The organism is Desulforamulus profundi (assembly GCF_002607855.1).
Genome location: NZ_AWQQ01000086.1, coordinates 1 through 15,232, shown reverse-complemented (window position 1 = coordinate 15,232; position 15,232 = coordinate 1). Strand labels below are relative to the sequence as shown.

The 15,232-nt window shown below is 46.8% G+C and carries 12 protein-coding genes and 4 pseudogenes; 4 read left to right on the top strand and 12 right to left on the bottom strand.

Annotated features, from left to right (window positions below; genetic code table 11):
- Positions 1 to 171 precede the first annotated feature (171 nt).
- From P378_RS12755 to P378_RS12720, 8 genes and pseudogenes are all read right to left on the bottom strand, one after another.
- Complete coding sequence (locus P378_RS12755; protein ID WP_238473196.1) at positions 172 to 828, bottom strand: Ku protein; 657 nt, start codon at positions 826 to 828, stop codon at positions 172 to 174.
- A 220-nt stretch (positions 829 to 1,048) separates the two neighbouring features.
- The gene (locus P378_RS12750) at positions 1,049 to 2,458 is read right to left on the bottom strand and encodes a SpoVR family protein (RefSeq protein WP_099083516.1); all 1,410 of its coding nucleotides are present in this window, start codon (positions 2,456 to 2,458) and stop codon (positions 1,049 to 1,051) included.
- A 5-nt stretch (positions 2,459 to 2,463) separates the two neighbouring features.
- A pseudogene (yhbH, locus tag P378_RS12745) lies at positions 2,464 to 3,617 on the bottom strand (sporulation protein YhbH).
- A gap of 5 nt (positions 3,618 to 3,622) precedes the next feature.
- Positions 3,623 to 5,518, bottom strand: a complete 1,896-nt coding sequence (locus tag P378_RS12740; RefSeq protein WP_099083515.1) for a PrkA family serine protein kinase — start codon at positions 5,516 to 5,518, stop codon at positions 3,623 to 3,625.
- Positions 5,519 to 5,859: 341 nt separating this feature from the next.
- Positions 5,860 to 6,012 (bottom strand): hypothetical protein, encoded by a 153-nt coding sequence (locus P378_RS19710; protein ID WP_180261096.1) that lies wholly within the window; start codon positions 6,010 to 6,012, stop codon positions 5,860 to 5,862.
- A gap of 147 nt (positions 6,013 to 6,159) precedes the next feature.
- Positions 6,160 to 6,879 carry a type 1 glutamine amidotransferase gene (locus P378_RS12730; protein WP_099083519.1) on the bottom strand — a complete coding sequence of 240 codons (720 nt, stop codon included), beginning with the start codon at positions 6,877 to 6,879 and terminating at the stop codon, positions 6,160 to 6,162.
- On the bottom strand, positions 6,851 to 8,251 hold the full coding sequence (locus P378_RS12725; protein ID WP_099083513.1) for a MurT ligase domain-containing protein: 1,401 nt from the start codon (positions 8,249 to 8,251) through the stop codon (positions 6,851 to 6,853). The genes P378_RS12730 and P378_RS12725 overlap by 29 nt, the downstream gene beginning before the upstream one ends.
- 59 nt (positions 8,252 to 8,310) lie before the next feature.
- On the bottom strand, positions 8,311 to 9,081 hold the full coding sequence (locus P378_RS12720) for a lipoate--protein ligase family protein (RefSeq protein WP_099083512.1): 771 nt from the start codon (positions 9,079 to 9,081) through the stop codon (positions 8,311 to 8,313).
- A 209-nt stretch (positions 9,082 to 9,290) separates the two neighbouring features.
- On the opposite strand from P378_RS12720, the pseudogene P378_RS12715 reads away from it, so the two are divergent.
- A pseudogene (locus P378_RS12715) lies at positions 9,291 to 9,769 on the top strand (DUF456 domain-containing protein).
- A 162-nt stretch (positions 9,770 to 9,931) separates the two neighbouring features.
- On the opposite strand, the pseudogene ytpR reads toward P378_RS12715, so the two are convergent.
- Positions 9,932 to 10,210 (bottom strand): annotated as a pseudogene (gene ytpR, locus P378_RS12710) (YtpR family tRNA-binding protein); the annotation flags it as partial.
- A 394-nt stretch (positions 10,211 to 10,604) separates the two neighbouring features.
- A complete protein-coding gene (locus tag P378_RS12705) occupies positions 10,605 to 11,438 on the bottom strand; it encodes an ATP-binding protein (protein WP_099083511.1) in 834 nt (277 codons plus the stop codon).
- A gap of 541 nt (positions 11,439 to 11,979) precedes the next feature.
- Here P378_RS12705 and P378_RS12695 point away from each other — a divergent pair.
- Both P378_RS12695 and P378_RS12690 read left to right on the top strand, forming a co-directional pair.
- Entirely contained in the window at positions 11,980 to 12,162 is a 183-nt protein-coding gene (locus P378_RS12695) for a hypothetical protein (RefSeq protein ID WP_099083509.1), read from the top strand.
- 1 nt (position 12,163) lies between these two features.
- The gene (locus P378_RS12690; protein ID WP_238473194.1) at positions 12,164 to 12,976 is read left to right on the top strand and encodes a TatD family hydrolase; all 813 of its coding nucleotides are present in this window, start codon (positions 12,164 to 12,166) and stop codon (positions 12,974 to 12,976) included.
- A 79-nt stretch (positions 12,977 to 13,055) separates the two neighbouring features.
- On the opposite strand, the gene P378_RS12685 is transcribed toward P378_RS12690, so the two are convergent.
- Together P378_RS12685 and P378_RS12680 are read right to left on the bottom strand one after the other, a co-directional pair.
- A complete protein-coding gene (locus tag P378_RS12685; protein WP_099083508.1) occupies positions 13,056 to 13,628 on the bottom strand; it encodes a hypothetical protein in 573 nt (190 codons plus the stop codon).
- 142 nt (positions 13,629 to 13,770) lie between these two features.
- Positions 13,771 to 14,040: a hypothetical protein gene (locus P378_RS12680; RefSeq protein WP_099083507.1), complete on the bottom strand. Its 270-nt coding sequence runs from the start codon at positions 14,038 to 14,040 to the stop codon at positions 13,771 to 13,773.
- A gap of 260 nt (positions 14,041 to 14,300) precedes the next feature.
- On the opposite strand from P378_RS12680, the pseudogene P378_RS12675 reads away from it, so the two are divergent.
- A pseudogene (locus P378_RS12675) lies at positions 14,301 to 15,232 on the top strand (IS1634 family transposase); the annotation flags it as partial.

The following is a 15,232-nucleotide window of genomic DNA, read 5'->3' as shown; positions in this document are numbered from 1 at the left end:
TTTATTGGTATCCTTGTCCATGCGATGTCTCCTTATTTTTGAGATTATGGACAGGACTACCTGTTATACCTCAATTATAAGGAGATTTTAATCATTTTTACAGGATATTGCTGGAAAAACAATGATTTATTGGTTTTTTTCTAGAATTTTAGATATTGACATTTTGGAAATTTATTTATGCAACGCTAGTGACATCAAATCCACTTTCCGTCCTGATACCCTGCCAGGATGAGGGCGCCCAGGCTTCTCTTGACCTCCCCCTTTTCCCAACCGCAAATAGCCCACTCCGCGGACTGCACCAGCCGGACCTTTTCCATGCAGGGGATCTTTTGCCCGGCAGACAAGGGCTGTCCAGGCGCTTAGCACCATGCCTTCCAAGCCGGCGGCAGTCACTGCCCGGTAAAAGTCAACGCCGGATCCCACCACATACTGGGAAATGATAAGATCCGGACCTCGCTCAACGATCTCCTCCAATAGTTGTTTTTTTTCCCGGGTGGTCATACCCATCACATTTTCTCCCGCTTTGTACAGCACATCAAAAGCGATAAATGTGGCCGGGATTTGCCGGGACAGCCTTTTAACTTTAAGAGCATCAGAAATCTTACCCCGGGTCTGCAGCGCGCTGAAGGACGGTTTGCCGTCCTGGAGGATTTTCTCATTGGCCACCTCTGTATCACAATAGGGGCAGTAACGACGGTATTGAATGGGTGTCTTGCATTTCTCGTGCAGGTAATTAAATTTAATATTTTTCTTTTCCGTGGCGGCATACATTTTCACCGGCACATATACCAGTCCGAAGCTTACGGCACCTTTCCACAAGGGTCTCATGCTGACTTCACTCCAGTGTTTTTTGTTGTAGTATGCCCGTTCTTTATTGATCAATTACCGGCCGGTGTCCAAAAAGAACAACCACCTTTGACAAATGTCCTGCTAAAAGGCCAGCTTGTCTTCTTTCAACAAAAAAGCTCACGCCGATAACCCCAACAAGGTTATAAACGCGAGCCTGACGGCCTTTTTAGTTGAATCAGCAACACAAAGAACCCGAAATTTAAAGAAACTTCCTGCTTCCCTTTTCTCCGTCAAAGGTGAACAGGGCGGGTTTGTTATCGATCTTGGTTTCCAGATGGACCGGCCTGTTCCATAGTTGATAAACATGGACCAACGTCTTCTCCAAATACTTGATGTCCAGTTCCCTATCCTCAAAGACGTGACGCAGATACAGTTCCCCCCGTTTGCCATAATCCCCGTCTTCCACCATAATTACCGGGAAACCGCAGTTGGTCATGCTGTGAACCAGGTGATCCCGTACCTTTTCCCAGTTTTTCTCGACGATTTTCCAGTCGTGGCCGATTTTACGGTACAAATATAGATCCAGTTCTTCCACCAATTCCTTTGTCAGGTAGTTGCGCAGGAAAGAAATGTCGTTATCCATTTCCCTGACTTCAAACATTTTTTCCCGACCGGCCCCTTCACCAAATTCTTTATCCCAGCGTTTCTCGATATCCTCAAACATTTTTAAACCCAAAAAATAGGGGTTGATACTGTTGCGGGAAGGCAAGACGACCCCCGCATGCATTTTGGCAAACTCAATGGCCTCTGCTTCTGTTAACTCCATTTCCCGCATGATTCTTAAATGCCAGTAAGTGGCCCAACCTTCGTTCATGATCTTTGTCTGCATCTGGGGCCAGAAATAAAACATTTCGTCCCGTAAGGTAGAAATGATGTCCAGGTGCCATTCTTCCAGGTCTTTGGCATTTTCCATAATAAACAACAGGAGATCCTTTTCCGGCTGCTCCGGCAGTTTTGTATGTTTCGTTTTACATCCTCCCCGGCAACTGCAAGAATGGGCCGGTTTATCCAAATCCCACAGGTCATCATAGGGTGTAGCCGGTTTTTCGCCACAACAGTTTTCTTTCTTGCCGCAGCTTTTCTCCTTCCGTTTCATCATTCTATGGGGGTCAATGTGTTCCTGGACAGACATCACCGCATCCACAAAAGCTTCTACTTTTTCCTGACCGTACAACATTTCATACCTGCGAAACCGGTCAGCGGCCACGGCCATGGATTCTATGATATCCCTGGGGTTGGTATGGCTGAAATAAACATTGTTTTTAAAGAAATCGCAGTGGGCCAGTACGTGGGCGGCCACCATTTTGTTCTGGATGATGGTATTGCCTTCCAACAGGAAGGCATAACAGGGGTCGGAGTTAATCACCATTTCATAAATCCTGCTCAAGTTATAGTCGTACTGGGTTTTCATCCGGTGGTATGATTTGCCGAAGGACCAGTGTGTATACCGGGTCGGCATGCCGTAGGCGCCAAAGGTATAAATAATTTCCCCCGGGCAGATCTCAAAACGCATGGTGTAAAAGTCCAGTTTAAAATCCCGGGCGATTTCAATCATTTTAGGGATTGTTTCTTCCAACTGCCACAGTTCTTCCGCAATTGAATCGCTCATGCAGACTACCCACCCTCCTGGTCGGGTTTTTTGAAGAAAGTCTTTAAGGCCGGATATACCCCGGTTTTATCCCGGATGGTTACACTGATAAAACGTGAATGGGTGATGCGTTTATAGTAGGAATTTAACGTACTGGTATAGTAATAGGGGCCTTCAATTTCCCCATAACCCACCAGACTGCACTTTAACAAAAGCTCATCAATTAACCGGATGCATTTCTCATTGTCGCTGGTCAGATTGTCGCCGTCCGAGAAGTGAAAGGCGTAAATATTGTAATCATCCTTGGGAAAACGTGAATTGATGATGTCCAGGGCCAATTGGTAGACCGAGGAACACCGGGTGCCCCCGCTTTCTCCCTTGGTAAAAAACTCTTCTTCGGTCACTTCTTTGGCCTCGGTATGGTGGGCTAAAAAACAATCTCAACGTTTTGATATTTGGTGCGCAGAAACCGGACCATCCAGAAAAAAAAACTCCTGGCGATATACTTTTCAAAGGGGCCCATGGAACCGGAGGTGTCCATCATGGCCAGTACCACAGCGCTGGACTCATACTTGGGCACCACCTCCCAGGTTTTGTAGCGCAAATCTTCCGGCGTGATGCCGTGGAGACCGGGATCACCCTTTAAGGCATTTCGTTTCAGGACCTCCAGAATGGTCCGTTTACGGTCGATGTTGCTCTGGATGCCGTACTTCCGGACATCTTTAAATTCCACGGACTCGGAAGCCAATTTTTTATTCTTTTTTTCCTCCAGATTGGGCAGGCTTAAATCTTCAAAGATAATTCGTTCAATTTCGTCGATAGTGACATCGGCTTCGTAATAGTCGAGGCCGGGTTCTTCTCCTGCCCCGGGACCCTTGCCCGGAGCCTGCTGGGGATCACTGCCGATGATATCGCCCACTTTGCTTTTGCCGTCACCCTGTCCCGCGTGTTTTTGTTTGCGGCTGTCATAGCGAAAGCGGTATTGCTCCAGGGAACGAATTGGTATTTTCACCACACGGCGCCCGTCCGACAAGATAATGCCCTCTTCGCTGACGATGTCCGCCAAATTCTTTTTAATGGCTTCCCGGACTTTTTCGCGGTGACGGTGCTGGTCAACCTCACCTTTACGGTGAAGTGACCAGTCCTCCCGGGAAATAATAAAATTATACGTCACAACCATCACTCCTAGCGACTCAACAAACTACCTACGTATTTTAACAGTTCATTGGCACAGACAGGGCAATAGCCGTGTTCCGCAATGAGGCGGGCACTGACTTCATTGATTCTCTTGAGCTGCTCCCCGTCCGGAGTCTTGCTGGAAGTGGTAATTTTCACCACATCTTTCAGGTCGGCAAACAATTTCTTCTCAATGGCTTCACGCAGTCTTTCGTGGCTGTTGTAGTTAAACTTTTTATTCTTTCTGGCATAACTGGATAAACGAATCAAGATTTCTTCTCTGAAGGCTTTCTTGGCATTTTCCGAAATACCGATCTGCTCTTCGATGGACCGCATCAGTTTCTCGTCCGGATCCATTTCCTCGTCGGTGATGGGGTCCCTTACCTTAACGCCGTTACAATAGGCCTCCACGTTATCCAAATAGTTGTTGAACAATACCTTGGCCGACTCTTCAAAGGAATAAACAAAGGCTTTCTGTACCTCTTTTTTGGCCATTTCGTCATACTCTTTTCTGGCGATAGAAATGAAGTTTAATAACCGCTCTCTTTCTTCCTGGGTAATGGACGGGTGCTGGTCCAAGCCGTCTTTGATGGCCCGCAGCACATCCAGCGGATTGATGCACCGGGTATTGGTCCGGATTAAAGCCGAGGACAGGCGGTTGATGACGTAACGCGGGTCCACCCCGCTCATGCCTTCATCCACAGCTTCGCTTTGCAGTTCCTTGAGGTCCTTTTGCTTAAAGCCCTCCACATCTTCCCCGTCATAGAGTTTCATTTTCTTGACGATGTCCATGCCCTGTTTTTTGGATTCCTTGAGGCGGGACAAGACCGAGAAAATGCTGGCCACCCGCAGGGCATGGGGAGCAATATGGATACAGCTTAAATCACTTTGCCCGATCAGTTTTTCATAGATTTTCACTTCATCGGAAACCCGCAGGTTGTAGGGAATTTTCATAACGATAATGCGGGACTGCAGGGCTTCATTTTTCTTGTTGCTGATAAAGATCCGGTATTCGTTTTCGTTGGTATGGGCGATAATCATTTCATCGGCATAAATTAAAGCGAATCGCCCGGCTTTAAAGTTCCCTTCCTGGGACAGGGACAGCAGGTTCCAGAGAAACTTTTCATCGCACTTCAACATCTCCTGGAACTCCATCAACCCCCGGTTGGAGATATTCAGCTCACCGTCAAAGCGATAGGCCCGGGGGTCGGACTCGGAACCGTATTCCGCGATGGTTGAGAAATCAATGCTGCCGGTCAGGTCGGCAATATCCTGGGACTTGGGATCTGAAGGGGTAAAGGTGCCAATCCCCACCCGGTCATCCTCCGAGAGAAAAATCCTTTCCACTCTGAAGTTTTCAATTTTACCGTTAAATTCTGTTTCCAACCGCATACGGCAGGACGGGCAAATTTCCCCTTCAATATAGACTCCATATTCTTTCATAAATTCTTCTCGTAATTCCTTGGGCACCAGGTGCAGGGGCTCTTCATGCATGGGACACCCTTTGATGCCGTAAAGGGCCCCCTTTTCCGTTCTGCTGAACTGCTCAAGACCCCGTTTCAGCATGGCCACCAGAGTGGATTTTCCTCCACTGACCGGTCCCATTAATAGGAGGATGCGCTTGCGGACATCAAGGCGGCGGGCCGCCGGGTGGAAATATTCTTCCACCAGTTTTTCCAGGGGTTTCGCCAGGCCAAAAATCTCCTTTGAGAAAAACTTGTAATCTCTGCCTCTCTCCGTTTCTTCAACACCGGCTTCTTTAATCATGTTGTATATCCTTGCATGGGCCAGCTGGGTAACGTAGGGTTTTTTCTTTACTATGTTCAGATAATCCTGAAAGGAACCTTCCCAGGCCAAACTGTTCTCCATTGAACGATAATCTTCCATACGTTTTAGAAAATCCACCCTTATATCACTCCTTTACAGTCAAATCAGCGGGGTAAAAACTAACTATATGATTTATATGCCCGCAAGCGGATAAAAAGACGGTTTGTACGAAAGGTAACAACTTGTGTTTTGCGGTGTTTACCGTGCTTGCAGGTTTTGTCTATTCTATTCGCAACCGTAGAAAAGGTTCCCTGAATCAATACCAGAAGAGAAAAAAGCCGGGGCAAACCCCGGAGTAAATAAAAGACAAAAACACCACCCAGCGGCAGTGTTTAGAACTTTTTCATGTTTAACATGACAATTATGAAATTTTGTTTGTTCAAGGGAGCAAAAATGAATGAATCGTTAAATCAATTTTATTAATGGGGCTTTTTCTCCTGGTCGATCTCTTCTTCACCAATCTTGGTGATAATCAAGTTTTTTTCCTCCAACAGTGAGTGGTCGAAATTCAACTTAGGAACCAGACGGTAAAATACCTCTTCGCCTTCTATCCAGGTGATTAAGTATTGCATGAAACCACCCCCCGTATCTTGTATACAATATTACCTCTTGTGATTATTGTATCAAACGGCAAGGTGGCTGACAATGCTTTCTTGTTAAATTTTATCTGGTTTTTTACCGCCTTTTACCCTTTGCTTAAAGCAATTTCCCTTCAGGTCTTACAGGAGCCGGTTCACCATGACCTTTACGGCGGCTTCTTCCAATTCGTCGTTCAGCGGTTTTAACTCTGTTTTTGCGCTCCGCCGCTCCAGGGCCAGGCCGATCAATAAATCCGTCAGTTGGTTGTTTTTGGGCAGCAGGGGGCCGTGCAGGTAAGAACAAAACACATTTTTATAGCGTACTCCCTCGCAGCCGTCCTGACCGTTGTTGCCAAAACCCGCCAGAACTTTGCCCAGGGGATTTAGATTTCCGATAAAGGTTTGCCCGGAGTGATTTTCAAACCCTACCACCTTGACCGGCTCTCCGTCAATGTTTACTTCAATGACGATATTGCCGATCAGTCTTTTATGGCCGGCCCGGGTGTGCAGGCCCAAGATGCCCAACCCCGGGATTTGTTGTCCCTCGTGGGTGAGATAATACTGGCCCAGCATTTGGTAACCACCGCAAATGGCCAGCACCACAAGTCCCTTTTCAATGGCCTGCCTGAGGGCATCCTTGCGCTTTAACAGATCTTCCGCCATCAGGTTTTGTTCCCGGTCCGAGCCGCCGCCAAGAAACAGGAAGTCGATGTCATCAAAATTGACCTGCTGCCCTACATTGACTTCCAGCACTTCTACCGGCATGCCGCGCCAGCGGCAGCGCTGGGCAAAGGCAATGACGTTCCCCCGGTCACCGTACAGATTTAATAAATCAGGATAAAGATGACAAACCTTCAGCATGGAGGTCCTCCTTCACCGCCAGTCCCGACAATATTTTCTGGGCAGGCCAGAGGGCTGTATAGGTAGAGAAGAGATAGGTGCTTTCTCCGGGGCCAGCCAACGCCTCTTGAATGGCCGCTTCCATTTCCCTGATTACAGTAATCTTCTCCAGGGGGACGCCGGCATATTTTAACCGCAGGGCCATCTCTTCGCCCCTCAGGCCTGAGCAAACAAATATGATCATATCCCGGTGGTTGTCCGCCAGATGTTCAAAATCCACGTCCCAAAGCCAGGAGATATCTCTGCCGTCCGCATCATTGTCGTTTACTGCCATGAAAACATTTTTTGTGCCGGGTATATTCAGCAGAGTTGCCACCCCTTCGTTATACCCGGTCGGGTTTTTTACCAAATTCAAAATGGCCGGTTTACCGTTATAGCGGAAGGTTTCCATCCTGCCAATGGCCGGTTTGTAACGGAGAAGTCCAGCAAGGATTTGCGGCGTCTCAATGCCGGTCAAATAGCCCACGGTAAAGGCAGCCAGCGCATTGTACAGGTTGTAAAAGCCCTGGGTATGGATGGCTAACTGTACTTCCCCTGCCGGATACTTGACCCGGCAGCGAAGACCTGTACCCACGGTCTCAACAGCCGCGGCCTCCACCTGGGGGGGTTGGCGTTTAAACCCGCAATCTTCGCAGGCGTAGGAACCCAATTGACTGTACTGGTAGGTGTCATAATGCAGTTCCTGGCCGCAGTGGGGACAAAAACGTGCTTCCCGGGTCTGCCTGGCGCCGGTGTCCGGTCTCTGGTTGGGGGCCAGACCAAAAAAACTGGCCGGATGCCCGGTGGTAGACTGCATCTGTGCCACCAGGGGGTCATCGGTATTTAAAACCAGGTGCACATCCGGCAATGTCTTCAGGGCATCCCTTACCAGATGAACCGTCTTGTCCAGCTCCCCGTAACGGTCCAACTGGTCCCGAAAGAAATTGTTCACCACAACAATCTGTGGCTTAACTTCTTTAACCACCCCGGGAAAGGATGCTTCGTCCACTTCCAGCAGGGCATAGTCATATTGAATGCGTCCTAACCAATCAGCATGCTTGATAAAGGCCGCGGTAACGCCGGTAATTAAATTGGCTCCTTCCTGGTTGATGACCACCCGGAAGCCCCCGGCCTCAATGACATTGGCGATCATATTATTGGTGGTTGTCTTGCCGTTGGTGCCGGTCACCATCACAATTCCCCGGCGGGCTTGCCCGGCTAAATCCCTTAATGTACCTCGATAAATTCTGCGGGCCACCACGCCGGGCAGCGAAGAACCCTTCCAGCCAAACCGCTGGCTGATAAAGGAAGCAAACTTGGCGGCCAAAACTGCAATCATCAGTCGAATGTTCATGAGTTACTCCCGTTTTTTCCTATCTTTTTTAGTCTTCCCCATTCAGTAAGCGAACAAACTCAGCGTTTGAAATTCCAATGGTCCTGCCGGTATTTGTTCCGGCAGAGGTGGCGGGCAAGGTCTTTTTCCTCCGGGGTCAGTTCCTCTGCCGCCAGGTGGACTCCCAGACCCTCTGCAAATCCGTCAAAAAAGGCTTTTTCAATGCTTGACAGCGGGGGCCCGTACCCCCCAAAAAATTGGGCCAAGCCGGCAGCCTTCTCCTTTAACCGCCGGAGGGTATATTCCTTCATTTTATCTGAGGGAAACCGAAGGCACCGGCAGACTTCAGCCGCTTCCAGGATGACCGGAACGGAGCCATGCTGCAGCAGGCTGCCATGTTTTCTGGTCTGAGCACTGCCAATGACTTTTTTGCCGTCAATGGTTATTTCGTACCAGGAGGGCGCATCAAAGCAGGCGGCGGTACCTTTGGAACGTTCCGCCCCTCCTTCCACCACTTTCCCCTCCAGGCCCAATTTTTTTAGCCCTGCCAGCAGACCTTTGCTGATGGCCAGGTACGAAGACAATATACCACCCGGAACATGCGGGTCATTCTCGCAGGCCACAAGACTGTAGGTAAGTTCCCTGTGGTGCAGCACCGCCCTGCCCCCGGTCAGCCTGCGTACAACATCAATGCCTGATTCTCTGCAAGCTTCCAGGTCTACCTCTTCATTAATCCTTTGAAAATAGCCTATTGTAATGGCAGGCGGCTGCCACTGGTAAAACCGAATGGTGGGTGGCACCTTCCCCTGACTTTGACAGGTAAGAATGGCTTCATCCACCGCCATGTTCATACAGGCATCTAAGACTCCTGTGTGAATAAATCTCCACCTGGTAAGAATTTTTCACCCTTCTTTCGTCAATACTTTGTGACGGTTCAAGGATTGCCTTTCTTCCCTGCAGATTATATCTTCGGAATTATAGAACCGTCAATAATTATTCCTTTTACCGGACAGTTGAACCCTATGGCAAAATATGCATATAATAGGATGAGGTGATTTACATGTCCACTCCCGGTCTCTTTATTGCCAGTATATTTTTTGTTTTAGGTATGGCGGGAACCTTTCTACCCGTCCTTCCCGGCGCTCCCTTATTGCTGATCGGCATGCTGATTTACGGCTTCTTTGAGCAGTTTGCTCACTTAACCTGGCAGTTTTTCCTGGGCCAACTTATTTTAATGTCCTTTGTCTTTGGTGTGGATTACCTGGCCGGTGTTTGGGGGGTAAAAAGATACGGCGGCTCAAAATCAGCCGTCTGGGGCTCAATCATCGGCGCCTGCTGGGGTTGTTTCTCATGGGCCCCCTGGGCATTTTGTTGGGTCCCTTCCTGGGTGCCGTCACCGGTGAATTTCTGGCCAGGCGCAATATGGACCAGGCGGTGCGGGCCGGTGTAGGTACGCTGGTTGGCTTCCTGGGAGGAGCTTTACTGAAACTTGTCATTCAGACCCTGATGCTTGTCTGGTTTTTCAGTGTCATCCGTTAAAAGCAAAGATATTAGGAGAAAATATTTACCCGCCCCAAAAAACCATTGGGGCGGGGCTTTTTATTCCGCAGCCTCTTCCTGTGCAGTCTCTTTATAGGGGACCGGGGTACCGATTTCAACCCGGTCGTCCAGGACCCAGATACCGTCTATGTCCCTGTCAAAACCCAATTCGTCCTGGGCGCAAATCATGCCGTTACTCAAAACGCCTCTTAACTTCCCTTTTTTAATTTTTCTGCCGCCGGGAAGTTTTGCGCCATGCAGCGCCACAGGCACTTTCAGTCCGGGGGCGACGTTTTTGGCTCCGCAGACAATTTGCAGCGGTTCCTCTTGACCCACATTCACGGTACAAACAGTCAGCTTTTCGGCATCGGGATGTTGTTCTGTGGAAATAATCTCACCGGCAATAATTTTGTCACTGCTCTTTAGTTCGTCTGCTACCATTTCTTCGGTCACGGTCTGCGTCCTCCCAAAAACAAAATTTTCTAGAGACTTATTATATATGGAAAAACCATATTTCTCAACATAATATTGGTTTGGTCCAAGCACGGTGCAAGGCATCCTAACGTGCAAAAAAGCCCACAGGTGTGGACTTTTTTAAAGTTGTGTGTAGGCAAGAGTTAAACCGCAACATATGCAGTTAATAACCCCCACCGTTGTTGTATTCATTATACCGTAAACCAACCAAAGGTCAATAGATTTGTATTATTTTCTAATTGTTCTTTTTTTCACAGGTACTTACCGTTGCTCTTCTATTCTCTCGCTTTTATACGTTATTTTACACTGCTGTCACCCGGCAACTGCCCGGGCACGTACATCCCCTTTGTACCGAAAAGCTCTACCGCAGGCCGCTGTTCTGTCCGGCCTTTTCCTCACGGAGGACTTCCCGGATATCACGTTCCCTTTCCAACCACAGGGGCCGGCACATTTGCTCAATACGGGAGACTGTTCTCTCGCCAATTAACTCTGTTAAATCCCCGGCTAAGAAAAGATTTGTGGTAATGATAGTGGGAAGTTCGTGATTTAAACGGTAATTAATGATGTTATAAATTTTATTCCTGGTCCACTCCGTATAACTGTGCGCGCCCAGGTCATCCATGATTAACAACGGCACCTCACAGGCCGACTCCACCAGGCTGTATTCCGTATATTGACTGGCATGGCTGTAACTGGCTTTAATTTTCTCCAATAAATCGGGAACCACCACAAACAATACTGCTTGATCGGAATGCTGTAAAACGTAATTGGCGATACAGCAGGCCAGGAAGGTTTTGCCGGACCCAACCTGCCCCTGGATCAGCAGTCCTTCCCTGGCAGCCCCTTTTACAAAATCCCTGGCAAACTCCTGGGCATACTGGTAGGTTTTTTGGGCAATTTCAAGATATGTGCGCTTCGATAAGGGTTCCTTAATGACGGAAGAATAATATTTAAAGTTAAAATTAGTAAAGGAGTGATTAAACATGGCCTTTGGGATTTGACAGTTCTTAAATTTTATTTCCAACAACTTGCGTTTTACACAAGCGCAGGGAACTGCAAATTCCCCTTCCATATATATGCCGCGATCGTTGCATTTTTTGCATTCCGCTTTTTTTATGGATTGAGTCCCGTTGCCGGCACTCCTGTTACTGTTTTTTAGATTCGTTAAAACCGTCTCAGGATCAAAGAAATCCATTTTATATCCTCCAAGCAACCTTTTAAAGATAGTTTACCAGACCGGGACAAGTTTTTAACCCAATTTGGGTATAAGGGATGATATTTTGTGTTAAACCATTAAGAGGTTCTGTCACAAGCTGAGAAAAATAGTTTGTTCCGGCAAAAAATGTGATTATGGTTTTCAAAAACGCCAGTTAGGACTATAATGAGACATAGTACGACGTAAGGAGAAATAATCATGCTGGCGTCTTGGGTTTGGGTTTTAGTGACTATGTTTTTTTTGCTTGGCATAAAGTTATACCGCCCGCCAAAAAGTACACTGCCGTCTTTATTGATGGCCTGGTCTTCGTCCCTTTTCATTGTTTCACTGGTGCTTTTTCTGGATGGTCTGTTTCTGGGGTCCACCGTTCTTTCCTGGGAACCCATGGTTTTATCGCTGGGTGTACTTGTTTTTTGTCTTCCTTTGTACTGCAGGTACCGGCAGCTTAAAACCAGCCAGGAAAAAAGAGTGATAAAGGTTCCAAGGCCGGGCCTGTTAAAATAGCTGTGGAGGTGCTCTCTTGAGCGAAATCGATGTACAATTTACCTGCCCTGACTGTGATAAAACCTTTTCCATTGGCCCCGATGATATTTTAGAAAAGGATTCTGTCGCCTGTCCCCATTGCAGCTGCATGCTGCCCGAAGAGGAATTGCGATATCTAAAGATTGCCATTAATTATATGAAAGAAAAAAAGACGCATTAGGTTGTCTGTTAAATTAACCTTCATCTATTTCCTGGAAGGAGGTCCTGATTATGGAAAAAATCTGGTGGACAGCCATATCCACGTAACGATGCTCCCCTACGAAGGCCTGCAGGCAATGGCAGAGGGTGGCGTTAAAAAAGTCATCACCTGTGCCATTGTGTTGGCCGCCCAACATGCCGAAAGCTATTTTGACCACTTCCGGCTGATCACGGGTTTCTACAGAAAAAATGCGGCAGCCCTGGGCATTCAATTGTACAGCGCCATCGGTGTTCATCCGGCGGGCATTCCCCATGACTGGACCAGGGTGGTCAATGCCCTGCCGGACTTTCTTAAGACGGATGGGGTGGTGGGAATGGGAGAAGTGGGTATGAACCAGGGCTCTCAGTTGGAGCAGGATGTCTTAAAGGCTCAGCTGGAAATAGCCCGGGATTGCCAGGTACCAATCATCGTTCATATTCCCTTTGAAAACAGACTCCCTATTATGGACCTGACCCTGCGCATCGCCGGGCAGGTGGCAATCCCCCCGCATTTACTGGTAATCGACCATGCCAACCTCGACATAATTGAGCAGATCAACCAGTTCGGGGCTGTGCCGGCTATTACTGTACGTACGAGAAACGTTACCCTGGAAGTTCTGTCCGACAATATTGACCGGTTTTCCAACGGCATGTTAAACAGTGATTTCAGCAACCTGTTCCCCAATGATCCCACCGGCGTGATAAAAGCCTTTCATCATTTAAGAAATCTTGGCATTGATGAGGAAATAATCGATCATCTGACCTGTAAAAGAGCAGAGTCCGTCTTTCAAATTTAAGGCGGTGTGAAAAAAACGAAAGAGAAAGGCTATACTTTCATGGCAGAAGTATAGCCTTTCTCTTTCGTCATTTTTTAATCTACCCACATAATAGATTAAGCGCAGAAATAATCGTTACGCTCATGGCAATAAAGAGACTTAAATAACTTATCCTCTTGTTCTCAATGCTGGACAATTTTAAATGGATGATATCATAGGCACGACTTTCTTTATGCTTAATAATCCGCAGCATTTGACTGGATGAATTCATCGAGTTGGTAATATCGGAAAAGATCGTGATATTTTGATATTCCAACACTTCCTGTTCAAATTGCCTAAGGTCACCGGAAATCTCCATTATCTCCTGTAGTTTTTCTTCCCACTTGGATTTCCAGCCAAATATGCCGGTGTAGTACCCTTGAATGGCATTGAGAACATCTTCGATTCTCTTTTCAATCTGCCGGCCTTCATTAAATAGTTCACAGATCCAGATGTTGTCTATATCAATGGGCTTATCTTTATACTGCAGCAGCACATCCTTCAGGTCGGTGTATTCGGATATAAACCTGAAAGAATCAAATTTATCCCAATCAATGCTGTTACAATCTATGCTGTTTGTAATTTTTCTTGCCCTTTCCAATCCTTTGAGCAAAGCCTGTCCTTTACGGTACAAAGAAACACACCTCCATACTTACAATGATTATGAAAGTTTTCCAACCACCCTTTCGGCGGGGGGCTTCCCGGCGGGAAAGTTAAAACAGGGGGCAGGCGTTACCCCCACTCCCCTGTTTTAATAACCCAAATCAAGTTATTGTTTATTTGTTACTTGTTACACTTGTGATCTTCCAAGCTTCCGGATCCATCACCCATCGCTTCATGCCGTTCGGGCAAAGGGCTTTGTCCCGGATCTGCCCTTCCTTGACCATGTCGCTGTCGGGACCGGCGCCAAGCACAATGCGATAGGCGAGGTCAGGATTGCCAAATTTGCCGTTAATGGCTAATTTTATAGAATCCCAACCAGTGCCACTATGTCCGGCGCCGACCATCAGCACGTTGACACCGTCAGCGACAGCTACTTTATTCATATAAGGATGCGTAGCTTCAGTTCTATTATAATCCGGTTCAACAGTTTTTAAGAGGTTGAGGTTTATATAGTATGAAATTTTTATTTAAAACCGGAGTTTGGCGACATATTTTTCCAAACCCAGATATATCAAGGCATGCAGGTTCCACCCCTGAAAATGTAGTCCTAAATTTAAGGTTATATTTAACTATTGAAACCGTAAAATTATTGCGTTATATGGTATAATATTGTAGTCCTAATATTTCCAGTCGGAGGGCTACAATGTTTCTTAAAAAAATTACCATTAAGCAAGAAGATAAAACTTACAATTACTATAAAATCGTCGCTTCTTATAGGGATAAAGATGGTAAACCAAAGCATCGACTTATCCAAAATCTTGGTGTCATGTCTGAAGATGATGCCGAAAGAATGAAATTAATTCTTAAAGCACAACAGGACTCAGACCTGGTGTTAGCTAAGGCGTCCGATATTGTAGTCACAAAGCATTGGTTGTTTCTACCCATAATTCTGTTGCATTCCCTTTGGGAAACCTATCAGTTACACCATTTTTTCCCTGATAGCTTATTAATAGAAGCAATGGTGCTCAACCGCTGTATTGAGCCACTCAGCAAAATCCACGTCGTGGAATGGATGCAGGGAACAATATTACCGGCACTGTTTGGCTCCCCCAACTTACCGGATGATTATGCCGTATACCGGGAATTGGATTTTCTTAACAGGCAGGAAGACGCTTTACAAACCCATCTCTATACTCAGCTTAAGCGTCTTGATCCTACCGTTGGAGAAGGATTTTTCTATGACATTACTTCTACCTATATGGAAGGTAGTCATTGCATGATTGCTAAACTGGGGTATTCTCGTGATCATCGGCCAGACTTGGAGCAAATCGTTATTGCTCTTTTAATTACCCCGCAGGTTCACCATTTTACTGGAAAGTGCTTGAAGGAAATACTCAAGACGTTACCACCTTACCTGGTGTGGTTAACGATCTTAAACAACGATTCGGTTTAAAAAAGTGTCATCTTGTGTTTGATCGCGGGATGGTATCTAGTGAACATTTGAATTTACTTGAAACCCAAGAACTGACCTATTTGTCTGCTATGGATAAGGATGAAATAGCATGCCATCCGTTATTCCAAGAGTTTGTTCCGGGGCCTGCCTCAAAAGAGGATATGAACAGATTTTGGCTCTTC